General features: G+C 45.5%; 18 protein-coding genes. 8 read left to right on the plus strand and 10 right to left on the minus strand.

From position 1 onward, the window contains the following. The 9 genes from KIT51_13890 to KIT51_13930 all read right to left on the minus strand — a co-directional run bounded on the left by KIT51_13890 (position 1) and on the right by KIT51_13930 (position 11817). Positions 1-897: a DUF58 domain-containing protein gene (locus KIT51_13890; GenBank protein ID UYN85951.1), complete on the minus strand. Its 897-nt coding sequence runs from the start codon at positions 895-897 to the stop codon at positions 1-3. Positions 898-900: 3 nt separating this feature from the next. After that, complete coding sequence (locus KIT51_13895; GenBank protein UYN85952.1) at positions 901-1914, minus strand: MoxR family ATPase; 1014 nt, start codon at positions 1912-1914, stop codon at positions 901-903. 12 nt (positions 1915-1926) lie between these two features. Beyond that, positions 1927-2550, minus strand: a complete 624-nt coding sequence (locus KIT51_13900; protein ID UYN85953.1) for a DUF4159 domain-containing protein — start codon at positions 2548-2550, stop codon at positions 1927-1929. Between the two features lie 124 nt (positions 2551-2674). Beyond that, positions 2675-4012 (minus strand): TldD/PmbA family protein, encoded by a 1338-nt coding sequence (locus tag KIT51_13905; GenBank protein ID UYN88595.1) that lies wholly within the window; start codon positions 4010-4012, stop codon positions 2675-2677. Between the two features lies 1 nt (position 4013). Next, complete coding sequence (locus KIT51_13910) at positions 4014-5651, minus strand: TldD/PmbA family protein (protein ID UYN85954.1); 1638 nt, start codon at positions 5649-5651, stop codon at positions 4014-4016. A gap of 217 nt (positions 5652-5868) precedes the next feature. Next, positions 5869-7245, minus strand: coding sequence for a TldD/PmbA family protein (locus tag KIT51_13915; protein UYN85955.1), 1377 nt, complete (start codon positions 7243-7245; stop codon positions 5869-5871). Between the two features lie 96 nt (positions 7246-7341). Beyond that, positions 7342-8982, minus strand: coding sequence for a TldD/PmbA family protein (locus KIT51_13920; protein ID UYN85956.1), 1641 nt, complete (start codon positions 8980-8982; stop codon positions 7342-7344). A gap of 10 nt (positions 8983-8992) precedes the next feature. Then, entirely contained in the window at positions 8993-10633 is a 1641-nt protein-coding gene (locus tag KIT51_13925; GenBank protein UYN85957.1) for a TldD/PmbA family protein, read from the minus strand. A gap of 113 nt (positions 10634-10746) precedes the next feature. Then, positions 10747-11817: a type IX secretion system membrane protein PorP/SprF gene (locus KIT51_13930; protein ID UYN85958.1), complete on the minus strand. Its 1071-nt coding sequence runs from the start codon at positions 11815-11817 to the stop codon at positions 10747-10749. A 176-nt stretch (positions 11818-11993) separates the two neighbouring features. On the opposite strand from KIT51_13930, the gene KIT51_13935 reads away from it, so the two are divergent. The 4 genes from KIT51_13935 to KIT51_13950 all read left to right on the plus strand — a co-directional run bounded on the left by KIT51_13935 (position 11994) and on the right by KIT51_13950 (position 20045). After that, positions 11994-17219, plus strand: coding sequence for a gliding motility-associated C-terminal domain-containing protein (locus tag KIT51_13935; GenBank protein ID UYN85959.1), 5226 nt, complete (start codon positions 11994-11996; stop codon positions 17217-17219). Positions 17220-17291: 72 nt separating this feature from the next. Next, entirely contained in the window at positions 17292-18914 is a 1623-nt protein-coding gene (locus KIT51_13940) for a beta-N-acetylhexosaminidase (GenBank protein ID UYN85960.1), read from the plus strand. 181 nt (positions 18915-19095) lie between these two features. Then, positions 19096-19449: a hypothetical protein gene (locus KIT51_13945; protein UYN85961.1), complete on the plus strand. Its 354-nt coding sequence runs from the start codon at positions 19096-19098 to the stop codon at positions 19447-19449. After that, positions 19446-20045: an NUDIX hydrolase gene (locus KIT51_13950; GenBank protein ID UYN85962.1), complete on the plus strand. Its 600-nt coding sequence runs from the start codon at positions 19446-19448 to the stop codon at positions 20043-20045. Before KIT51_13945 ends, KIT51_13950 begins: the two co-directional genes overlap by 4 nt. Here the strand turns inward: KIT51_13950 and KIT51_13955 are convergent. Continuing rightward, the gene (locus KIT51_13955; protein ID UYN85963.1) at positions 19988-20149 is read right to left on the minus strand and encodes a hypothetical protein; all 162 of its coding nucleotides are present in this window, start codon (positions 20147-20149) and stop codon (positions 19988-19990) included. The two genes, KIT51_13950 and KIT51_13955, sit on opposite strands and share 58 nt — an antisense overlap. A 270-nt stretch (positions 20150-20419) precedes the next feature. Here KIT51_13955 and KIT51_13960 point away from each other — a divergent pair, with 270 nt between their 5' ends. From KIT51_13960 to KIT51_13975, 4 genes are all read left to right on the plus strand, one after another. After that, a complete protein-coding gene (locus KIT51_13960; GenBank protein UYN85964.1) occupies positions 20420-21376 on the plus strand; it encodes a threonylcarbamoyl-AMP synthase in 957 nt (318 codons plus the stop codon). Between the two features lie 58 nt (positions 21377-21434). Further along, on the plus strand, positions 21435-22538 hold the full coding sequence (locus tag KIT51_13965) for an ATP-dependent 6-phosphofructokinase (protein ID UYN85965.1): 1104 nt from the start codon (positions 21435-21437) through the stop codon (positions 22536-22538). 282 nt (positions 22539-22820) lie between these two features. After that, positions 22821-24125, plus strand: a complete 1305-nt coding sequence (locus KIT51_13970; protein ID UYN85966.1) for an ATP-binding protein — start codon at positions 22821-22823, stop codon at positions 24123-24125. After that, the gene (locus tag KIT51_13975) at positions 24118-25077 is read left to right on the plus strand and encodes an RloB domain-containing protein (GenBank protein ID UYN85967.1); all 960 of its coding nucleotides are present in this window, start codon (positions 24118-24120) and stop codon (positions 25075-25077) included. The genes KIT51_13970 and KIT51_13975 overlap by 8 nt, the downstream gene beginning before the upstream one ends. Positions 25078-25262 lie beyond the last annotated feature (185 nt).

Raw genomic sequence — 25262 nt, forward strand, 5'->3', positions numbered from 1 at the left:
TTATCGGTTAATAATTTTACGAATCTTCAAAAAATCACGAAGCGTTTGCTCAATCGGATCATTCATCACCACCAACTGGTAGTTGATATGCTTCTCCAGCATCCACGCTCTTGATTGTTTTATCCAGCCTCCAACCCTTTCTGTATATTCTTTCCGCTGAATCGTTGTATCGGCCTTCACCCGAACATTGCTCTCCAGATCTTCAAACGTAAACGACCCTTCAAAATCAAAATCACGTTCGTGTTTGCCCAGAATATGAAAAACAATCACCTCGTTGCGTGGAGTTTTTAACCTTGAGATAAAGCGAAACAAATCCTCTTGTTCATCATACAGATCCGTAAAGAAAAGAATCATTTCCTTACCATGATGATCATACAACAATTCCAGGCCATTTCCCTTTTTCCAGGTGCCTTCACTTTTTACTTTCACCAGTTCATTCAAAAACCGCATAAACTGCTGCTGCTCAAAACGGGGTTGAACCACGCTGATGTTATGTTCATTCACGGTATACAAACCAAACGTATCGCTTTGCTTTCGCGCCAGGTAGGCCAATGCCGCAATCATTACTTTGGCAAACTGAAGTTTTGAAACTCCATCCTCCATATACGCCATGGAATTACTGGCATCAAGCATAAACTTTACGGTGATGTTGGTTTCGATATCGGCTTGCTTGATAAAATAACGCTCCGACCGTGCATACATTTTCCAGTCAAGCTGGCGCAGGTCATCACCGGGCTCATAATTTCTATACTGACTGAATTCCTGCCCGGCACCAACCGACTGGCTTTTGTTGCTTCCGCTCATAAAGCCCTCTACAATAATCCGTGCAATCAACTCCAGCCCATTAACCGTGTTGAGTATTTCAGGTTTCAGTAATGATTTGACCTGGGCATGCATGCATTAAATGCGGTTAGCAGGAGCCACTATGGCAGTTTGAAATAATTTCTCCGTTACCTGATCTGGTGTTACACCTTCAGCCTCCGCTTTAAAATTCATGAGAATACGATGGCGTAATACCGGAAAAGCTACATGGCGGATGTCATCCTGCGTTACAGCAAAACGTCCTTGAAGCAACGCACGTGCCTTAGCCGTTAAGATCATGGCTTGACCGGCCCGTGGACCAGCACCCCATCGAACCCACTCTTTTACATAGCTGTCGGAATTTTCACCGGGTCGTGTAGCCCGTACCAAACGGTTGACTAAATCAATCAGGTCGGGGTTGATGTGCACTTCACGAACCAGTGCCTGTGCTTCCAGGATTTTTGATCCGTCAAGAACCTTTTTAATAACAACATTTCTGCTGCTGGTTGTATTCTCCAAAACCGAGCGTTCTTCCTCAGCCGTTGGGTAACTCACTTTAATATATAATAGAAAGCGATCCAACTGGGCTTCAGGCAATGGAAATGTTCCGGCTTGCTCAATAGGGTTTTGCGTGGCGAGAATGAAGAAAGGTTTTTCCAGTGGATACGTCATGCCGCCATAGGTAACGGCAAACTCCTGCATGGCTTCCAGCAAAGCCGATTGCGTTTTGGGTGAAGTACGGTTGATTTCATCCGCCAAAAGTATGTTGGCGAAAATGGGGCCTTGGTTAAACTTGAAGAAACGCTTACCGGTAGAATGATCCTCTTCCAGTATCTCCGTACCGATAATATCTGAAGGCATCAGGTCGGGTGTGAACTGGATGCGTCTGAATTTTAAATCAATCGCTTCTGACAAGGTGCGGATCATTAACGTTTTGGCCAAACCCGGAACACCTTCCAGCAATCCATGACCGCCCGCGAGAAACGTAATCAACAACTGATCGATCGTCTCTTCCTGACCCACAATTACCTTCCTAATTTCTTTCTTCAATTCAGCAAGCTTGCCGATGATTTCATTTACTGATTGCTCCGTAGCTTTTAAATCTGTTGTCATAGTTTATTATTCTTATCGTAATAGCGCGTACATCACAATGTTTACGCTAAACCGGGTATTATCAATTTTATAAAATCGTTTGTTCCTGAAATCATAATCCCATTCACAACCGTAATCCTTATTGCTGTACAATACTCCCATCCTGCCGTTTATTTCAATGGCCTTCAGGTAATCGTGCACCAGGTCATCGCCCCAGCCGTTTAACTCCTGCGAAGTTGTGGGTGGCCCATCAAACTTAAAGAAGGAAGAATAGATAGCATGGTTGTTGGGTATCTTTTTCAACGCCTGCGATCCGAAGATACGCTCCATTTGCGATTCAAACGACTTGGCGAATAATCCGTCAATGTCATGGTTGCAATCATCCACAAACACAAACCCACCATTGCGCACATATTTTTCAAAATTCTCCCGCTCCTGGGCGGTGAACTCCACCAGCTTATGGCCACTCAGGTAACAGAACGGACATCGGAAAATATCCGCACTGCTTAACGGAACAATGTTTTCCCGGGTATCCACCGGTAAGGTTGTATACTCAATAAGTGAGTTCAATAAATTCGATGGCATGCGCTGATCCACATCCCAGTCACCGGAATCGTACTGAAGGCGGGTGAAGAAGAATTTATCGGAACTGCGCATAGATTTGTGAACGCAATTTGCAGGTTATGATTCAATGGTTACCTGTAAATTATTCGAACGGAAAATTCACCGACCATTTGGTTATCAAACAACATAACAAAATGGCCGGTGAGTTAATTAACTGCTAAACCGCATCCGACAAACTGGTAAACGTAAAGTCGCGAATCTTTAACGGTGGAAGAACATAGTTCAATTCCGATTCAACACTTACCGTACGTTCCGCTTTGCCCAACTCTTCCAGGTTGTTGAGCATGATCACCGGGCTTTCATTAAAGCGCAGATTTTTAATGGGATGCTTTATTTTTCCATTCTCAATATAGAAGGTACCATCGCGGGTCAAGCCGGTTAAAAGCAAGGACTGCGGATCCACATCACGGATATACCAAAGTCGTGTAACCAAAATCCCTTTCTTGGTACCCTTGATCAAATCCTCCAACGATTTTGTTCCCCCTTGCATAATGATGCCTCCGGGGAATGGAACAGCTTTCGCACCTTTTTGCTCAGCCCAGTAGCGCGAGTAGATCAGGTTTTTCACCACACCTTTTTCAATCCACGAAATTTTTTCTTGTGGTAGTCCGTCACCACTCCAGGTTGATGTTGGCAACTCTGGATGTTGCGGATCGGAATAGATGTTTACCCGTTCATCCACCAGTTTTTCACCCAATCGGGTTTGTCCACCGGCTTTGCTTAAATAGCTTCTGCCTTCATCAGCCTGGCGTGCATCCATACCAAACAGGATGCGCTCCAACAAAACAGCTACGGCTGCAGGTTCCAATATCACCGTGTACTTGCCCGGCTCGATGGCTTTGGCGTCAGCCGACTTCACCGCTTTCTCCGTTGCGATTTGTGTGGCCTTTTTTGTATCGAGTTTGGTGACATCATTGTAGCCACGTGTAGCATAGCCTGACCCACGACCATCTTCGGTACGAACGGTCACATTAAAAGCAACATTGGTAAAGGTGTTATACGCAAAAAGTCCTTTTGAATTCATCATGGCCGAAAAGCCTGTGGAGTCTTCCAGGAAACCTGCAGCTACCGCTTTGGCATCTTTCGCTACCTGAAGGCTTTGCGCAACCATATCGGTGCGCTGCTTCGGGGTGATCTGAGCGGTGGCCGGCACAAAGGTTTGTGATTCCTTGTATTGCTGCGGCCCTAAAAACGGAACATACTCCGGATTTTCGGGTGCAAGCTGAGCAAGTTCTTCCGAGCGTCTCACTACTTTTTTAAGTGATGCATCATCCAATTCATTGATGGTGGCAACACCTGATTTTTTTCCGTATGCGCTGGAAACAACAATTTGCGTTTGACTGATGCGGCCGCTGGTCGATACAGCATTTCGCGCATAGCGAACATTGCCATTATCGGTGCCGGTTAGATTTACTTCGCACTCATCAGCCTTTGAATAGCTTAGTATTTTTTTCAATAAAGCCTTGGCTTCGTCTTTCGTAAGTATAGGCATAATATTATCCGATATTTCGTGATGTATTGATTACGTTAACGCCATTAAAGCGTGCAGTGGATGATCCGTGCGACACAGCACTGATCTGTCCGGGTTGTCCCTTACCATCAAAGAACGAACCACCTAAACGATAATCCCGCTCATCAGCTATGCCGGTGCAGGCATTCCAGAAATCCTGGGTGTTGGCCTGGTAGGCCACATCACGCAGCATGCCTTCAATTTTTCCATTCTTTATTTCATAGAATAGCTGACCCCCAAACTGGAAGTTATAACGCTGCTGATCGATAGAGAACGAACCATCGCCAATAATGTAAATTCCTTTTTCAACTCCTTTGATCAGATCTTCAACGGTCTTTCCATCCTTACCGGCCTGAAGCGACACATTAGGCATGCGCTGGAATTGAACGCTGCTCCAATTATCCGCATAGCAACATCCTTGCGATTCACTCAGTCCAAGAATATGCGCCTGGTCACGGATGGCTTGATAGTTCACCAGGATACCGTCTTTGATAATATCCCAGCGCTTGCACGGCACACCTTCATCGTCATAACCTACTGCGCCAAGTGAACCTACCTGTGTTTTATCAGCAAACAAATTCACAATAGGGCTGCCGAAATTGAATTTCTTTGATTGCCACTTATCCAAGGTAAGAAAACTTGTGCCGGCATAGTTGGCTTCATAACCCAGCACACGGTCAAGTTCGGAAGGGTGGCCTACAGATTCGTGAATCGTTAACCACAGGTGTGAAGGATCAAGGATTAAATCATACTTACCTGCTTCAACCGATTTGGCTTTCAATTTTTCACCAACTTGCTGAGCACCTAACCTTGCGTCTTCAATCATGTCGTAACGATCTTTATATAAGACTGTTTGGCCTTGGATTTTATCCAGCGGCCTTGCATACAGGTACTCGTACCCCATGCCCATAGGTGAGCTCAGGGAATTTCGTGTATCGAACTTGCCCGTGGCGGCATCAATCTTAGTAATAAAGAATGTAGGCCATATGCGGTGAACATCCTGATCGATATAGGAACCATCGGTGGATGCAAAATATTTTTGCTCATTTACAATGAACATAAATGAGTTAATGTAGCTGGCGCCTTCTTTTAAAGCTGCATCATTCACATTTAAAAGAAGATCAACTTTTTCTTTGATGGGAACTTCAAAAGCATTTTTCTCGATGGGTGCCTTCCAACTCACTTCACCCAAACCTTTTTGCGGGGCCAGTTGAACAGGGTCGATCAACAATCGTGAGTTTTCTTTCGCAATGGCAACTGCCAGCTCCGCTGTTTTGGCAATACTATCGTTATCCAACTTGTCGGTTGCGGCAAAGCCCCAGCTTCCGTTGGATATTACCCGAATGCCCATGCCAAACGATTCGGTGTTAACAATGTTTTGAACCTTGTCTTCACGGGTAATGATAAACTGATTCAGGTAGCGACCAATGCGGACATCCGTATAGGTGGCTCCTTTACTGCGGGCGGCATTTAAGGCCAAATCGGCCATGCGCTTTTTTAGTGCAGGGTCAACAGGTTCAAGCGCCTGCTGCCAGGCAATGGGGTTTCCCATCACGGGTATACCCGGAAGCACGGTGGCCGCAGCACCCATGCCGGTTAAATAAATAAAGTCTCTTCGTTTCAAGTGATTTGGGGTTTAATTGTCTCTACTTATTAATGATACAGAATCATGAAGATTAGTACATCTTCCCATCCATTTAGTTACAGTTCAAGTTAGGAAAAGATTTGAGTGGCCGTATAGCTGTTTTGGCAGATTGTTATTGTGTGAAAAACAAAAAACGCTCAAAACCACCATAATCAAATGATGACTTTGAGCGCCATAAATCAATTTAACTCAAAGGCTAAACCGCATCCGACAAGCTGCTGAACGTAAAGTCGCGGATTTTCATGGCCGGGATTAATGAGCCTCCGCCAAAGCCGCTTACGCGTTGCTGTTTGCCTAATGTCTCCAAATTGTTCAGCATAATAATCGGACTTTCATTGAAGCGGAAATTTTTGATCGGGTGTTTGATCTTCCCGTTCTCAATAAAAAAAGTTCCATCGCGGGTTAACCCGGTGTACAGCAAGGTTTGCGGATCAACAGCACGGATGTACCAGAAGCGGGTTACCAGCACACCGCGTTTAGTGTCCTTGATCATATCTTCGAGCGATGCCTTACCACCTTCCATAATCCGGTTACCAAAAAACGCCACCGGTTCAACACCTTTTTGTGCCGCCCAGTAACGATCGTACACCAGGTTTTTTACAGCACCGTTGGTGATGATTTCCATTTTCTTTCTCGGCAGCCCGCCTCCAATGCCGCCACCACCGCCTCCGCCAAAACCACCACCTCCGCCACCGGCCCACGGTGATGCGGGCACATCGTCATTCCAGGGATCGGTGTAAATGTTTACGCGTTCATCAACAATCTTTTCGCCCAATTTTGTACCACCGCCCTTCTTCGACATAAAGCTCCTGCCTTCATCAGCCGTGCGCGCATTCAAACTACCAAAGATCAGGTTGATCAAATCACCGGCTGCGTTGGGCTCAAGGATTACGGTATACTTGCCAGGCTCAATGGCTTTCGGGTTGCGGGATTGCAACGCCTTATCAATCGCAATTTTAGACGCTTCAGAAGTGTTGAGTTTACTCACATCATTGAAGTTACGTTGCACCCAACCCGAGCCGGTTTCATCGTTGGTGCGCATGGTCACGGTAAAGTCAACACTGGTAGATTGGTTGTAGGCAAACAAACCTTTGCTGTTCATCATGGAGGTAAAGCCACGGTTGTCTTCTAAATAACCTGCTGCGGTAATATTTTTTGCGGCTGCCGGGTTAATACTGTTGGCCGCTGCTTGCGCCCGGTAATCGGGGTTAATTTTGGCCGTGGCTTCTGAAAATGTTTTGGACTCAGGACCATAGGTTTGCGGACCAAGCGGTTCCATAAACTCCGGGTTCTCAGGAGCCAGTTGCGCCAACTCTTCTGAACGTCTTACGGTTCGTTCAATCGATGCATCATCAAATTCGTTGATGGTGGCCGAACCGGATTTCTTACCAAAGTAAGATGATACACCCAGGCTCACGTTGCTGTCTTCACCGGCTGTTGATACGCTGTTACGCGCATAACGGATATTCCCCCCATCATTTCCGTTCAGGGTAACTTCGCAGCCATCGGCCTTGGAAAAGCTGATCACTTTTTCCAATATCTTCTTTGCTTCTTCTTTAGATAGTATTGCCATGATTAATTCAGGATTTAAAATTCAATATTCAGTTTTATTGTTGTCGATTGCTTCAAGGTTCTGTTCAATCTTGAATTTTGAACCTTGAATTTCGAATTATATTGTTCTTCCAGTATTGATCACATTCACTCCGTTAAAGCGTGCTGTTGCCGATCCGTGTGAAACTGCATTGGATTGGCTGGGCTGACCTTTACCATCGTTGAAGGCTCCGTTCAACCGGTAATCACGTTCATCACAAATCTGAACACACGAGTTCCAGAACTCTTGCGTGTTGGCCTGATACGCTACATCTTTCAACATACCCTCAATTTTTCCATTCTTGATTTCGAAAAACAGCACACCACCAAACTGGAAGTTGTAACGCTGCTGATCGATGGAGAAGGAGCCATCTTTAACAATGTAGATTCCTTTCTCAACTCCGGAAATCATCTGTTCGGGCGTTAGCCTATCCTTACCCGGTTGCAGCGAAACATTGGGCATGCGTTGGAATTGAACATCGCTCCAGCTCTGTGAATAACAGCAGCCATGCGATTCTTTTAAGCCTATAATGTGTGCCTGATCGCGGATGGCCTGGTAGTCCACCAGTATACCATCTTTAATCAGATGCCAGCGCTTGCACTTTACCCCTTCATCATCATACCCGACAGCACCCAACGAACCCACTTCGGTTTTATCGGCATCGAAGTTTACGATCTTGCTTCCAAACTGAAACTTCTTCGACTCCCACTTATCTTTAGTAAGAAAACTTGTGCCGGCAAAATTGGCTTCATAGCCCAGTACACGGTCAAGCTCGGTAGGGTGGCCAACCGACTCGTGAATGGTGAGCCATAAATGCGATGGCTCCAGCACCAGGTCGTACTTGCCGGGCTCAACTGATTTAGCAGCAATCATCTGCTTAGCCTGCTCAGCTGCCATGGTTGCATCTTCTACTATGTCGTATGATTTATTATAGAGAATGATGCCGCCCGGTCCTTGTATTTTATCTTCGGCTTTTCCATCCAGGTATTCATAGCCCATACCTACCGGTGCACTGAAGGCTGAACGGTTTTTAAACTGTCCCGATGCGCGGTCAACCATGGACACGGAAAAATTCGGCCAGGTGCGGTGAATGTCCTGATCGATGTACGAGCCATCAGAGGAAGCAAAGTACTTCTGTTCGTTCACCAAAAAGATTAAACTATTGACAAAGCTCGCCCCTTTTTCCATGGCTTTTGCATTCGCATTCAGCAGCAGGTCAACTTTGTCCTTTACTGGAACTTCAAATCCATTCTTCTTAATGGGGGTTTTCCAATTCACTTCACCATAGGCAGCAACAGGAACCAGTTTAACCGGCTCTTTCTGAAATTTCGAATTGGCCTTTGCGATGGCTACAGCACGCTCGGTAGTTTTCTTGATACCATCAGCCGTAACATCATTGCTGGCTGCAAAGCCCCAGGTACCGTTTACGATCACCCGAACACCGGCACCAAACGATTCGGTGTTTATAATGCCCTGAACTTTGCGTTCGCGTGTTGTCACAAACTGGTTCAGGTAGCGCCCGATGCGCACATCGGTGTAGGTGGCGCCTAAGGATTTAGCGGTGTTGAGCGCCACATCGGCTAATTGCTTTTTCTGACTTGTATCAAGTCGTGGTGTTAACAAGAAAGCAATATCTACAGGTTGACCAAATGCCCCAAATGGAAGCATGGCAACACCTGCACTCATACCCGCCAATTGAATAAAATCCCGTCTCTTCATAGTGGTGGTTTTAAATTGTACGGCCTGTGTTAATTACGTTCACACCGTTGAACCGCGAAGTTGAACTGCCATGCGAAACGGCACTCACTTGTGATGGCTGGCCCTTTCCATCGAAGAACGAGCCGAACATGCGGTAATCGCGTTCATCGCAAATTTTTACACAACTGTTCCAGAATTCCTGGGTATTTGACTGGTAGGCAACATCGTTAAGCATGCCTTCAATTTTTCCATTCTTGATTTCGTAGAATACTGTTCCGCCAAATTGAAAATTGTAGCGTTGCTGATCGATGGAGTATGATCCTCGGCCTGCTATATAAATTCCTTTCTCTACATCTTTGATCATTTCATCGATGGTGTACGGGTCTTTTCCGGGTGCTAACGAAACGTTTGGCATACGTTGGAACTGAACATCACTCCAGCCTTGTGCATAACAACATCCATGCGATTCATTCTGACCAATAATATGCACCTGGTCGCGGATGGCCTGGTAATTAACCAGTATTCCATCTTTAATTAAATCCCAACGCTTGCATTTCACACCTTCATCATCGTAACCAACAGCGCCCAATGAACCGGGTTGTGTTTTGTCTGCGAAAATGTTAACAAGCTTACTTCCATAATTAAAGTTGCCTGCCTTCAACTTATCCAGCGTAGCGAAACTTGTTCCGGCATAGTTTGCTTCGTAGCCCAACACCCGATCAAGTTCCAACGGGTGGCCTACCGATTCGTGAATGGTTAAGCCCAGGTGGTTTGGCTCAAGCACCAAATCATATTTGCCCGGCTCTACTGATTTAGCGTTTATCATTTCCTTTGCCTGCTTTGCGGCAAGGGTAGCATCTTCAATCATGTCATAACTGTTCCGGTACAACATCACATCCGCAGGACCTTTAACTTTATCTACAGCTTTCGGTATCATGTATTCATACCCCATGCCCATCGGAGCACTCAAAGCATCGCGACTTTTAAATTTACCGGAAGCCCGGTCAATGGCAGAAACTGTAAAGGTTGGCCAAATGCGGTGCACATCCTGATCGATGTACGATCCATCGGTCGATGCAAAATACTTCTGCTCATTTACCTGGAAGAGGTTGGCGTTGGCAAAGGTGGCACCGTTCTTTAAGGCAGCCGCATTGGCGCCCAGCAATAATTCTACTTTTTCGGAAACCGGAACTTCAAATGCATTTTTTTGAATGGGCGTTTTCCAGGTAACATCACCATATCCGGGTGTTGGCGCCAGCTTTACAGGTTCTTTCTGAAATTTTGAATTCGCTTTCGCGATGGCCACAGCTTGTTGTGTGGCTTTTCGTATACCATCATCTGTAACGTTATTGGTGGCGGCAAAGCCCCAGGTGCCGTTTACAATTACACGGATGCCCGTACCGAATGATTCGGTATTGGTGATGTTCTGTACGCGGTTCTCACGCGTAGTGATAAACTGGTTCAGGTACCGGCCAATGCGCACATCGGCATACGTAGCGCCTAACGACCTTGCTGTGTTTAAAGCTACGTCAGCCAATTGTTTTTTCTGTGCAACACTTATACGCGGGGCAAGTAGTACATCCAGGGAAACAGCATTGCCTATCATCGGGAAAGGCACCAGCATGCCACCTATACCCAGCCCCGCCAACTGTACAAAATCTCTTCGTTTCAAGGTGATTGTGATTTAGTTTTTACCGTATTCAAGAAGTGAAAACTATCGAAAAAAAATTAAGGGCACCAAAAATTTGATGCCCTTTGCTATTAGTTTATGTAAGTGGCTGAAATTTAAAAATCCGGACACGGGATAATCAATTTATCCCGTGGCGGCTTGCGCGGGTCGCGCATCGGCCAGGTGTACACCAGGCTGAACTCATGCGCCCCACCGCTTCCGGCACCCAGTTTGGAAATGGTGTAATCATAACTGTAACCAATATTGAGCGCTTGTTTTGCGCCAATGTTGGTGAAGCCCAGCAATAATACAATCGACTCATTATTAACAAAGCCATTCACCTGTTTGTACGGAACACCGCGATACCATAATCCCAGCACCAACGGCTCGGCCGTATAATAAAGACCAAGATCGAGTTGATCAAACTGACCCTGATGACGGTATTGAAAGGCCGGGGATATGCTCCGCTCTGCTTCTTGAGCATACAATCCACTGCCCTTAACCCCGGGCTTCATTTTGTATTTAAACCCACCATGCACCGATAACTTGATCGGCAACGGACTATTCTCATCTACAATCGACTGGTTAGGTTGGTTCAGGTGAAAAGCCGCCACGCCTAACCATGCTGTTTTGGTAAAGAACACGCCACCCAATGAAAGGTCAACAAAAGTTTTGCTAAAGTTGGTCACAAACTGTTCGGCTGTGGAAGGGGAAATCAATTGACCGGTTGTGGGATCGAACTGATCGCCAAACGTGAGCTTATTGAAATTTATATCTCTATTATAAAGTGACACTTGAGCACCCGGCCTGAAGCCCAGGTTTTTTGAAAACTGAAGCTCGTATGAGTACTGCAAACCCACGTTAAGGGAACGCAATCCGGCAAGTCCCTCCACATCGCGGGTTAAAATTATACCTACCCCACTGCGCTTATCTTCAATAAAATAATCAAAGTAAGCCGACATGGTAGTGAAGTTGGCATCAATAGCCGGCCATTGGTTGCGGTAATTGATCCCTGCACGGGCTTGACCGGTACCGCCTGCCAACGCTGGGTTAAGGTAAAGTGGCGCTGCATAAAACTGCGAAAACTGTGGGTCCTGTGCAGTTACTTCTGTTTTGGCAGCAAGCATTAACAACCCGATAACAAGGAGCAAAAAAAATGGCTTACTGATTGTTTTATGATTTGGCATCGTGGCAAATTAAAGCGATTCGTGAAACTTAAAAAACAACAGGCGGGCAAACAACCTCCTTTTCTGATTCTTAACGATATTTTTAGGCAAATTGTATACTTTAGCGATGGTTGGGCGTTTAGAAATTGACCGTTTACCACATTTAAACTTAGTTTAAGGTACATAGTGAGATAACCATGAGGGTGATACAGAAAGTACGCGTGTTGGTTTTGATAGTGTGCGTAGGGTTTGGTGCCGATGTATCAGCACAAGACTTCTCGCGACACAACTGGTATTTTGGAAACAGTACTTCGGCCATTCGCTTTAGCCGATCGGATAATACTCCCAGTATTGTCACCAATCAAAAGTTACCTTTTGGTACCGGGGGCAGTGCGGTTGCCTCCAGCCCCATCAATGCCGACCTGATGTTTTATTCCGATGGATCGCGCGTGTACGACATCAGCGCTAACCCTGCACCCATGCCCAATGGAACAGGGTTGTTGGGCAATACTTCAGGCAATCAGCCCGTAGCCATTTGCCCCGTACCAGGCGTTGATAACCAATACTATATTTTTACCAACAGCGCCAACGGTATAGCCGGTGGAAGCATCGTGTTCAGCATTGTGGACATGACAGCCTTTGGTAACTCGATATTCCCTGCGCCACCCACTGGCGATGTCACCACCAAAAACCAACCTGTAGGGTTAGCTGCCAACAGTCGCTCGGAAGCGATGATCGTTATTCCACACGACAACGGAACAGACTATTGGTTGATTACTCATGTTAACGGCACCGATAATTACACCGTAACCCATGTACAACCTGCGGGGGTATTTACCCACACCACTTTTCCAAACCTTACAGGAGGGTTGGATATTTCGGCCAGTAACTTTGCCTATCATCCTGCATCCGGAAAAATTGCCGTTACTCCATTATCCGTTAACCGGAATGTTGCCATCCTTGATTTTGATGATGCCACCGGTACCCTTTCGTTCGATCAATTTGTTTTAAACTCTGCCAGTCCAATTGCCGGAGCCCTTTATGACACGGAGTGGAGCCCGTCAGGAAGGTTCCTTTACCTCTCCAGAAGAAACGATTCAGGTGCTGATGCACAGGTATTACAGTTTGATTTGCTTAACCCTTCGGTAACGCTGGCCCTTGTTTTACCATTGCCCGTAAACCAAAGCTATGGTTTACAAATTGCCCCCGACACAACAATTTATCACATCTACCAGGCAACGGGTGGTGGACCATTTTTGATTGGCAGACTTTCGGACACTGACAGCCTTGCAAGCTTAGTGCAATACCAACCGATTGCCTTTCCTGCAAATCCGAATATTAACGGAACACAGTTCCCGTCTTTCTCGCCTTCGTTTGATCTCAACCTGACAGTTTCGTTTGTAACCGCAGGTACATGTTCTAACTCACCGGTTTCATTTTACCCCACGGTTACACCCGGTGCCGATAGTTTAGTTTGGGATTTTGGTGACGGCAACGGGGCAACAGCCTGGAGCCCTGTGCATACCTATCAAAACGGTGGATCATTCACGGCTACAGTAACTGCTTTCTTAAATGGCCAGTCCGTAACCGCTTCTAACCCGGTTATCTTAACGCAATTTGATCTTCAGCTTAACCTTGTTTCCGACACTACAGCCTGTAAATGCGAATTGCCCATCAACAACGGCATACCTCCGTGCCCTAACGACACCAGCGATGATATGCGCATTACAGTTGATATTCAAAACGGTACACCTGTTTCCGTTATTTGGTCGAATGGCGATGTGGGCACGGTGCTCACACCAGATTCTGCGGGGTACTACTATGTAGTAGTGACTGATGCCACCGGTTGCCAGGCCTATGCAGGTGTGAATGTGCGCGAGTATGGTTTGCAGGACCAGCGATCGAACATCTGGTATTTTGGGCAAAATGCGGGTATCGATTTTAATGTCCCTCCACCAGTAGCCATAACCGGTCCAATTAACAGTCCGGAGGGTGTTGCCGTAATCAGTGATCGCAATGGCCAGGTAATTTTCTCAACCGATGGCGCACGCATTTTTGATCGCAACGATGTGGAGATTACCCCGGCCCCGATGCCGCCAGGCTTGGGTGGCGAGCCCGGGTCAACACAATCGGCTTTGATCATTCCGGTGCAGGGGGACGAAACACTCTATTATATTTTCACAACGCAAGAGGTTCACGGAACCGGCACCTATGAATTACGGTATTCTTTGTTCGATATAAAACTTAACAGTGGAGATGGCGGTATTGTGGAATACAATCAACTTCTCTTTTCACGAAGCACCGAGCGAATTACCGGCAATGCCGGTTGGTTGATAGCCCATGAGTACGGAAACAATTCATTTCGCGCCTATCCCATCAGCCAGCAGGGTATTGGTAATCCTGTCATTTCCAGCCTTGGTTCCGATCATGTGTTAACTGCCCCGGAAACTGGTCACGGTTACATGAAACTTGGCGGGGGAAATCTTTTGGCTGTTGCATTGTCCAACCCGGGAGTTTCAAACGTATTGGAGATTTTTGATTTTGATAATGCCAGTGGAAGGGTAAGCAACTTTCGCACGGCCAACCTGAACAGCGCCACGGGCCAGGTGTACGGTGTTGAGTTTGCAGGCAATAAAATATTTGCAACACTTCTGGGCTCACCTTCTGCCATTCGTGAATTTTATATCGACTACCAGGGCAACCCGCAATTGATTACACCTCCACTGGCCAATATAAACGAAGAGCTGGGCGCGATACAGCGTGGCCCAAATGGACAGATTTATGTAGCCGTTAACAATCGCAATACGCTCGGTACAATTACTATTAATCCTGACACGCTATTGGTTTCCACATTTAATGTAAATGGATTTGCCCTGGCCGGTGGTACGCAAAGTCGATTAGGGCTACCCAACTTTATACAGAACGTGGGTAATCCTATACAACCTGCAGGAATGGACATTGCCGGATTTTGTTTGGGTGAACCAACATTATTCACAGGTTTTGGTACCGATCCAATCGATCAATTTGAATGGTCGTTTGGCGATGGCTTTGGATCAGACTCATCGCAGGTACAACATACGTATGCCGCAGCAGGGGATTATGTTGTAACACTCAGAGTTTTTAATCGTTGTGGGCTTGACACCACAATGACACAAACCATTACCATTTTCCCGCCTCCTGCCAACCCAACATTTTTGCCGGCCGGTGTGCTACAACCTGTTATTTGCAACGGCAGCCTTTTGCTTGAAGCGCTACCGCCCACCAACCCGGATTTGCCCAACCTCACCTTTCTATGGTCGACCGGAGAAACTACCCGCACCATTTTGGTGGACCGGCAATCCATCGTTAGTGTAACCATTACCAATACCGTAAGTGGTTGTACTTCGGCAGGCTCGTTAATAGTGGCTGACAATCGGCCGCCTGTTGATTTAGGCCCTGATCAAACCCTGTGTCAGGGTACTACCGTATTTCCATTAGATGCATCAAACCCGGGAGCCGTTTATGTTTGGACCATTAATGGCGCTCCGGCAGGAACAGCACAAACACAACCCGTTGATACCAGCATACCGGGAATTTTTACCTACGAAGTTAGTGTAACCGATCCCATTACGGCATGTACCGTGGTAGATAATGTTACCTTCACGTTTAATGAATCACCGGCCTTTACAGCAGTTCCATCCAACACGGCAGCGTGCGGAACGAACACCGGACAAATTGCACTAACCATTAACTCACCGGCAAGTTTGTTTACCTACTTCGTTACCGGCCCTTCTACTTCGCTTCAGGACGTAGACCGACCGGTTGGCCCGGTTGTAAATCCTGGCCTTACTGCTTTGGGTGCCGGAACTTATGGAATTACCGTTGCCGATCAGGTTTCAGGTTGTGCCACCATCACCACGGTTGGCATTAACGACAATGCCATTGATATTACCAGTGCATTGGCACAAACACCAACGTGCGATCCGGTTGCCATTGATGTGCAAACCACCGGCATAGTAGGAATTGGTGCCGCTACCTATTTTGTCACCAATTCAGGTACGGGTACTATTACTATTCCTGCCACTCCACTGGGCACAGCAAACTTTAGTACGCTTCCCGTACCTGTCCCCGGCAGTTATATTATACAGGTAAATGCTGATGGATGCATTACTACAGAAAACATTACGGTAGTCTCCGATCCACAGGTTCCTTTTACGGTGGCCACGAATGGTTGCACAAACCCTGTTACATTAACCGTAACCGGAGGCTCAGGCTTTAGCTGGACAGGACCAAACATTACCAGCGCCACCAACATTCCTTCCATAACGGCAACCCCTCCGCAAGGATCGCAAACCTACAGTGTAACCGTTACCGATGCAGGCTTTTGCCCGGCCACACAAAATATTGTTGTGATCGTAAACAACAATGTAACAGCCGACTTTATCCAAACCGATGCCTGTGCCGATCAGGTTACGCTCACCGCTACCACCAATCAGCCCGGCACATATACCTACCAGTGGGAACGTAATGGAAACCCGATTCCGGGTGGCGTATCTATCTTGGCAAACCCAGTTGACAATGGCGTGAACTATCGTGTTATCGTGCGAAACACGGCTTCGGGTTGCTCATTCTTTTCGCCTGTTAAACCGGTTAATGTTGCGGGTAACCTGCAACTTACCATGACTACTACAACGCCTTGCACGGGTTCACCGTTTACACTCACCGCTACCAGCAACATAGGCGGCACTGCATTTCAATGGGCTGTCGATGGCACTAACATTTCCGGTGCCACCAATGCTACTTTAGTAAGAAATATTGGTGGGCTTTACCGGGTTACTGGTACCGTTCCCGGTTGTTCACGCTTTGTTGAAAATCAAATCATACTCTTCCCCACAACACCGGGTGCCTTGCCTCAGCGCGCATTAATCTGTAACAACGATGCCAACCCCGATCCTAATACACGTGAAATCACGCTTGATCCGGGAAGCGGATTTATCAGTTACAATTGGTTCCAGGGAGGAGTACCCCTGGGCATTACCACGCAAACGTTGTTGGTCGATGAGCCCGGGTTATACAGTGTTGCCCTTACGAATTCATTTGGTTGCGTGAGCAATGACCAAACCGATGTGATCGAAGAGTGCAGGCCGCGCATTGTGGCGCCCAATGCCTTCAGGCCCGGAAGTTCCATTGGTGAGAACAGTGCGTTCGGGATTTTCACCTTCTTTATTGATGATACCGGTTTTGAGGTTTTCATCTTTAACCGCTGGGGCGAGATGATCTATCAATCGAACGACAGGTTGTTCAAGTGGAATGGCGGGTATAAAAACAATGCTGCCCAACTGGTGCCGGCAGGAACGTATACCTATGTGGTTCGGTATAAAAGCGCATACCGACCGCAGGACGGCATACAGGAAAAACGCGGGGGTGTCGTACTGTTACGCTAAAAAAGATCGTTCATTTCCTTTAGCTAATCTTCCTGTTTTTTCCGAATATGAGTGATTATTCAATCACTCAGCATGGCAAACTATAGTCTCAGGTTAACCATCACATTAATACTATTTCTGGTTGCGGCATGTAAAGGCAAAAAGGAAGAACAAGCCCCTTCTCCGGCTGTCACTATTGTACCCCTACCTGTTTCTGTAAATGTTACCCATGGCCATTATACACTTCCGGATACGGTTACCATATCGGCCATAAATCCGGATGAAATTTCCTCCGCTGTTTTCCTGGTTGATTTTTTCACTACCCAAAAAGTGCCCGCTAAAATTGTCAGCGACTCAACAGGATCGGTTTCCCTGCGCAGTTTTGTTTCTAAAGAAGTATTGCCCGAAGGTTATTACCGTTTGGTTATCAATGCCGATGGTGTGGATATTTTCTCGACCAGTGCCTCCGGTTTATTTTACGGCATTCAATCATTGATTCAGCTCGTTCAGGAAAATCCGACAGGATTACAAGTACCCCTGCTTTCCATCACCGATTTTCCACGCTTTAACTGGCGCGGGTTACACCTGGATGTTTGCCGGCATTTCTTTCCCGTAGATTTTATCAAACGCTACATTGACCTGATGGCGCAATACAAGTTCAACACTTTTCACTGGCACCTAACCGAAGACCAGGGATGGCGCATTGAAATAAAGAAGTATCCGAAACTTGCCGCAGTGGCCGCCTACAGGGACGAAACGCTGATCGGGCATTACAGCGATGTGCCCCATACGTTCGATGGCCAACGCTACGGTGGTTATTATACCCAGGAAGAAATAAAAGAAGTTGTGGCCTACGCACAACAACGCCACATTACCATCGTACCTGAAATTGAAATGCCGGGCCATGCACTGGCCGCACTGTCGGCTTACCCTGAATTAGGCTGTACCGGGGGACCTTACAAAGCCGCTACCTTATGGGGTGTTTTTGATGATGTGTTCTGTGCCGGCAAAGAATCAACGTTCACTTTTTTTGAAAATGTTTTGGATGAAGTGCTGGCACTTTTTCCGGGCGAATACATCCATGTAGGGGGCGATGAATGCCCGAAAGTGCGTTGGCAGGCGTGCCCGCTTTGCCAGGAACGAATGAAGGCTGAAGCCCTTGCCGATGAACATGAATTGCAGAGTTATTTTATACAACGCATTGAAAAATACTTGAATGCCAGGGGGCGAAAACTTATTGGCTGGGATGAAATACTGGAAGGCGGCCTGGCACCCCATGCTGCGGTAATGAGTTGGCGCGGAGAAGATGGAGGTATTGCAGCCGCCCAGGCAGGCCACAATGTGGTGATGACGCCCGGCTTTGCACTTTACTTTGATCACTACCAGGGTGAACCCGCCAATGAACCAGTAGCCATTGGCGGTAATACCCCCCTTAAAAAAGTTTATCACTACGAGCCTATCCCTGCACAACTAAGCCAGGATGAACACACCAATGTATTGGGCGCACAAGCCAATGTGTGGACTGAATACATTAAAACAACTGACCATGTGGAGTACATGGTTTACCCGCGTGCCCTGGCACTGGCCGAAGTGGTTTGGTCGCCACAAGAAAAACGGGATTGGGATAGCTTTGTGCAGCGCCTGCCGCAACAATTCATGTTACTCGACCGCCACAAGGTCAATTATCGTAAACCATCAGCTGACGACCTGAAATAACTGGTTTTCCGGAAATATGTTTATTAATTTTCGAACGTGTTCCTGAATATAATGCTTTCAACAATTTTACTATTAGTGCCATTATGTTTTCGGGGTAAGAAAAATTACAGCCTGTTGGGTCACATAAGCACAAACACACAAAAATCCATCAAACAAGTATAAACCATAAAATTTAAGTGCCATGAAAAAACTGCTTATCCTTTTCGCGCTTGTTGTTTTCTTTCCAGCATTTTCAACGGTAATGGAACAGATCATTAAAACGCAGATTCACATTACCGTTCGTAACGAGTTGGGTAATACCGAAGCGGGCGTTACCGTAAAGCTGTTTGAGCGGGAAGATGACTATAAAGAAGAAAAAAATGCAGCTGCAGAAGGTACAACCGATGATAAAGGCGTGGTGCGCTTTAAAGATTTAAAAGCTATCTCTTACTTCATACTGGCCGAAAAAGATGGCGCCAATAATTTCGGGGGCGGGGAACAAACCGGCAGGCTTGAGGCAAAAAAAATAAACAAGGTTACCGTAGTGATTCAATGAGCCTAGGATCACGCGAAAGGCTTTTTGCGAACCTCACAGTTTACGAAACTTCTTACCCCGAAGAAGCAGTTTTTATTACCCCATTCCTGGAATTGCTCCAACAACCGCGATGCTTCTTTCGCGATCACTTACCGGGACACCTCACCGGTTCGGCATGGATCGTAAACGAAACAGGTTCGCACGCCCTGCTTGTACACCATGCCAAGCTAAGCAAATGGTTGCAGCCGGGTGGGCATGCCGATGGTGACGAAAATATTTTTGCGGTTGCCCTGCGCGAGGCACAGGAAGAAACTGGCCTTAAAAATCTTTGCCTGTTAACAGAAAACTTTTTCGACATAGACATTCACACAATACCTGCCCGTAAAGATTTCCGTGAACACCTTCATTTTGACATCCGGTTTATATTTCAGGCCAGTCAGCACGAACCGCTACTGGTATCCACTGAGTCCAATCAAGTGGCCTGGTTTGCACTTGATGACATTTTAACGCTCGCGGAGAATAATTTTTCGATTGCCCGAATGATCAAAAAAACAAAGCATTACTTCGAAGCCACCAGCACCATGCCAAAGGCAATAACCACCAGCCAGAATTTGTAAGCCACCAGGGCGGGAATCACCACCCAATTCATCTGCATCATTACCGCCAGTAAAACCAGCAGCACGGCTATACCCTTAATAATGTTCCTGTTTTTGTTATTCATAACGCAATGGGTTAAGTTGATTGGCTAAATATACCTACATACTGCATTAGGATGTGCCTTGTCTCCGTGGTTGCCTGAAATTTATGTTGAACGGCTTTCGTAACCTATAAAATGACAAATCAATTTCTGATGATCCGTAAACGTACCAAAATGCCATGCCAGCCTTTGGCCGGGCATCTCAGTGATGGTTTAAGATCGCAGGTAAAATGCCTGCCTTTGCCGAAGATAGGTTTGTGGATCATTGTGAATTAATTTTAGTTTTACACACGCATGGCTGAAATCGGTACGGACATTGAAAAAGCAGCATCCCTGCTCACACAGGGTGAATTGGTTGCCATACCCACGGAAACCGTTTACGGCTTGGCAGGTAATGCACTTAATGTTGAGGCCGTGGCAAAAATTTTTGCCGCAAAAAACCGCCCCCAATTCGATCCATTAATTGTGCACATTCCTGCACTTTCACTTGCCCGAAATTATGTAACCCATATTCCTAAAAAAGCCGAGCGCCTGGCACAACTGTTCTGGCCCGGTCCCCTGACACTGGTGTTGGAAAAAAAAGATGACACCATTCCGGCACTGGTTACTTCAGGGCTGAACACGGTGGGCTTCCGTAGTCCCGACCATCACCTCACCCGTAAACTGCTCACTTCCTTATCGTTTCCACTGGCTGCGCCCAGCGCAAACCCGTTCGGTTATGTCAGCCCCACTTCGCCACAACATGTAAATGAACAACTCGGCAACAACATCAGCTACATACTGGACGGTGGGATATGCAGCATCGGTATTGAATCAACCATTGTAGGTTTTGAGGGCGATGACCCGGTAGTGTTACGGCTGGGTGGCTTAAGCCTGGAACGCATTGAAGCCGTTACGGGAAAACTGAAAGTAAACACACACTCAACTTCAAATCCACTGGCACCCGGTCAGCTTAAAAGCCACTATGCCCCGGGCAAACCGCTGATCATCGGTAAAATAGAAGAACTTCTGCAACACTATCCGGCACACACAGCAGGCATACTTAGTTTTGCGCGCGATTTCAACTCACCTTATCAGCGCATCCTTTCGCCCGGCAAAGACCCTGAAGAAGCCGCACGAAACCTCTTTCAATACCTTCGCGATTTCGATAAGATGCCCGTGGACATTATCCTGGCGGAATTACTTCCCGAGGTTGGCCTTGGCCGCGCCATTAACGATCGGTTAAAACGCGCGGCTGCTGTTGACAATTGAAGTTTGTCAGCGTACTTTACATACCTGTGTTGTGCCACAGGGCACACCAACAAACTCCATGGAAGAACAAAAAAAGAAAGTACTGGTGCTTACCGGTGGTGGTGATTGCCCCGGGTTGAATGCCGTAATACGCGGCATTGCCAAACGCGCGCGAAAAGAAAAGAATTGGGAAGTATACGGAAGCATTGAGGCCTTTAATGGTGTGCTCAACGAACCTCAGCAAATAATACGGTTAACCCAGCGCAAAACAGCGGGCATTCATGTAAAGGGCGGCACCATCCTTAAAACAACCAATAAGGCAAACCCGATGAAATTCCCCATCGTTCAAAAAGATGGCTCCGTAAAAGAAATTGACCGCACGGAAGAACTGATCACGAAAATAAAAAAACTTGGGTTTGATGCTGTGATCAATATTGGTGGTGATGGTTCGCAGAAAATTTCGAAAGCACTTTTTGACCAGGGATTGAATATCGTTGGCGTACCTAAAACCATCGACAACGACCTGTCGGCAACCGACATGACCTTTGGTTTTCAAACCGCAGTTCAGATTGCCACCGATAGTTTCGACAAACTGGTGACCACGGCCGAGAGCCATCACCGGGTAATGATTATGGAAGTAATGGGGCGCGATGCAGGCTGGATTGCCATACACACCGCCATTGCCGGGGGCGCAGAAATATGCCTGATACCTGAAATACCTTACGAAATTGATAAGCTGGTGAAGCGCATTGACGCCCGTTATAAATTCGGAAAAGGGTTTGTGAACATTGTAGTTGCCGAGGGTGCCAAACCAAAAAACGGAACCATTGTAGCGCGCAGCGGGGAAAAAGGATCGGAGCATGTGCGGCTGGGCGGTGTGGCCTTTCAGTTATCGCAGCAATTGAAAGATGCCGGTTGCCAGGCCGAGATACGGGAAACCGTTTTAGGCCACATACAACGTGGCGGAACACCCACCGCGTTCGACCGGGTGCTGGCAACCTTGTTTGGGGTTAAGGCGATGGAATTGGTCATCCATGGTGAGTTTGGAAAAATGGTTGCGTTGAAAAACAACAACATTAGTTATGTATCGCTGGAAGAGGCCACGCGCGAATCGAATTTCGTGAACAAAGACTCCTTTTTGGTAAAAGCCGCCAAGGGCTTGGGGATAAGTTTTGGTGATTGAGTTTCGCTTATACACCCAAATTTGGGTGTATAAGCGAAGGTTTATAGCGCATATAAAAAAGTTGGTGGCAAGCGTAAGACGACAGTGCTACAATCAACGGACTGACCAAAAATCAAACTTTCGCCAATTGGCGACAGCATATCTTGCGAAATTCTACAAAAAATGACTATTGACATAGCTAAAAGCACCTAAAACCTCAAATCTTGTAAATTATTTACATAATTCAATATTTTATCAGATTAAAACTTATCTTTGCAACTGAAACGATAACAAGCAACGAATATGTTAATAGACATAACATCTAAAAATTACCGCTCAATTAAAGAAGAGCAAAATTTCAGCTTAGAAGCAAGTTCTTTGAAGTTGAAACCAGGGAACACATTTGCTCCTCTTTCGGACTACAAAAATTTAAAACTTTTAAAGTCAGCGGTAATTTACGGTGCTAACGCTTCAGGCAAATCCAATCTAATTCGGTTAATGTGGACATTGCGAAACTTTGTTTTAAATTCTTTGGAATTAAAAGCAGGCGACCCAATACCCAACAGATTTTACGACCCTTTTTTATTAGATGTTACTTCACAAAATGAGCCGACTGAAATAACCATAAATTTTATCCCTAAAAACAAGAAACGGCACAGATACATCATCAAGTATAACAAAACGGAAATACTGTATGAGTATTTGGGCGTTTATGAAACAAATTGGATTTCAAAAATTTTTGAAAGGAAAGACGCTAACGAGTTTGTTGAATTTGGCGAGGCTATGAAAAACAAAAAAGAAGATAAAAGAGTTACTAAAAACACTCTTTTTCTTTCAAAGTTTGGTGGCATTCCCAATGACCAGCTTAGAGATATTTACTTGTATTTCAAAGAAATTGAAGTTTGGAATATTCCATCCGTTCATCACATCAATGAACTTTACAACAATGTTCAAAAAAACTTCAATAAGCCAGAAAGACAAGAATTAAGAAGAAAACTAAGCAAACTAATAAGTGTTGCAGATACTAAAATTTCAGAAGTTCACGTATCGGAAAGACCCGATAAAGATTTTGAAAGTTTACCTGAAAATATTAGAGAAAGAGTAATAAAAGACCTAAAATTTGAAACCTTTGGTGTTCACAAAGTATTTCATTTAGGCAATGAATCGGGTATTCAAATGTTGTCTTTCAATGACCAAGAATCACAAGGAACAAAAACAATGTTTGCGATTGGCGGGTTGATGCTTGAATCCTTTGAAAAAGAAGAACCTGTTTTGATTTTCTTAGATGAGTTTGACAACAGCTTACATCCTGACCTTGCGAAGTTTTTGGTTGAATTGTTTCATAATCCCAAAGTCAATAAAAACAATTCACAACTTGTTTTCGCAACACACGAAACAACCTTACTTGATAAAAAAGTCTTTCGCAAAGACCAGATTTGGTTTGGTGATAAAAACAAATACGGAGTTACTGAATTGTATTCAGTAAAAGACTTCAACGATTTAAAAAATGTTCGTTCTGATATACCGTTTGATAAATGGTATAGAACAGGAAAATTCGGTGCAGTTCCTAACATCAAAAAATTTGAATTTATCGCAGAGTATGAGTAAGAATAAAAACATAAAAAGGTCTTTGTATATTCTTACCGAAGGACATACTGAACAAGCGTATTTTTCAAGAATAAGCGAAATTTTAGGCGATGAAGACGAATGGAAATACTCTGTAACTGTTGATGTAAGAGAAATTGTTGACGGGAGCAAGACCGACCCCGTAAATATGGTCAAAGAAGCCAAGAAAAGTCAAAGGTCTTATGACGAAATCTGGGTTGTTTTTGACAAAGACAGAGATAGAGACCAACAAAATTTACAAGCGATTGAACTTGCTTCTAAATCAAAAATAAAAATTGCTTTTTCAAGTATTTCGTTTGAAGAATGGGTATTGCTTCACTTTGAAAAAAGCACAACAGCATTTCAAAGAAGTGATTGCGAAAGCAGGGGACAAGAATGCACTTGTCAAGGGGCTATTTGTGTTTCTACTTACATAAAAATAAATCACTACCCAGCCTATGTAAAAGGTAAAGCAAAATTATATGACGACCTAAGCGACAAACGTGATATAGCTCTTGAATATGCTGCGTGGTTGAAATATCACCACTCAAACATAGCAAACTATCATTTATTAAATCCATTCACAGACGTTGACAATCTTGTTGCACAACTATTTGAACTTCCTACAATTCGTTATACAGGAATAAACAATCCTTTCTCTTTTGAGGGAATCGACATTTGTGTTACAAATTATTCAACAGCAAACAATATTGTTACAGTTTCAATACAAACAAACAACAACTCAAATAGGACTTTCATTTTTAATAACGTTCAACAAAACATAAAGCTATTAGACACGAATAATACCGAATTGACTTATACCATTCCCCAAGCCACGACAATAAACACAGGAGACAACAGAACAACAGACATACAATTTGCTATTAACGAACAGTTTCAAGCGACAAAACTCAAATTTCAGACAGCAAATGAATGTGTTTACGTGGAATTATGAAAAACGCCAGCCACCAACAGCGGTTTGGCGTAATGGCGGGTTCAGTGCTTCGTATGACAGTTTTGTGGTAGGTTCAAGTGCAGTTCTTCGATTGAACTTTTGTGCTAAAAATCCGCCACTACGCCAAGCCGCAAACCGTTACCAGCAATATTAACAGACCCGTGCAAACGAAAACATAAATACAG

It is taken from the genome of Cyclobacteriaceae bacterium, assembly GCA_025808415.1.
In the GTDB taxonomy this organism is placed as follows: Bacteria; Bacteroidota; Bacteroidia; order Cytophagales; family Cyclobacteriaceae; genus UBA2336.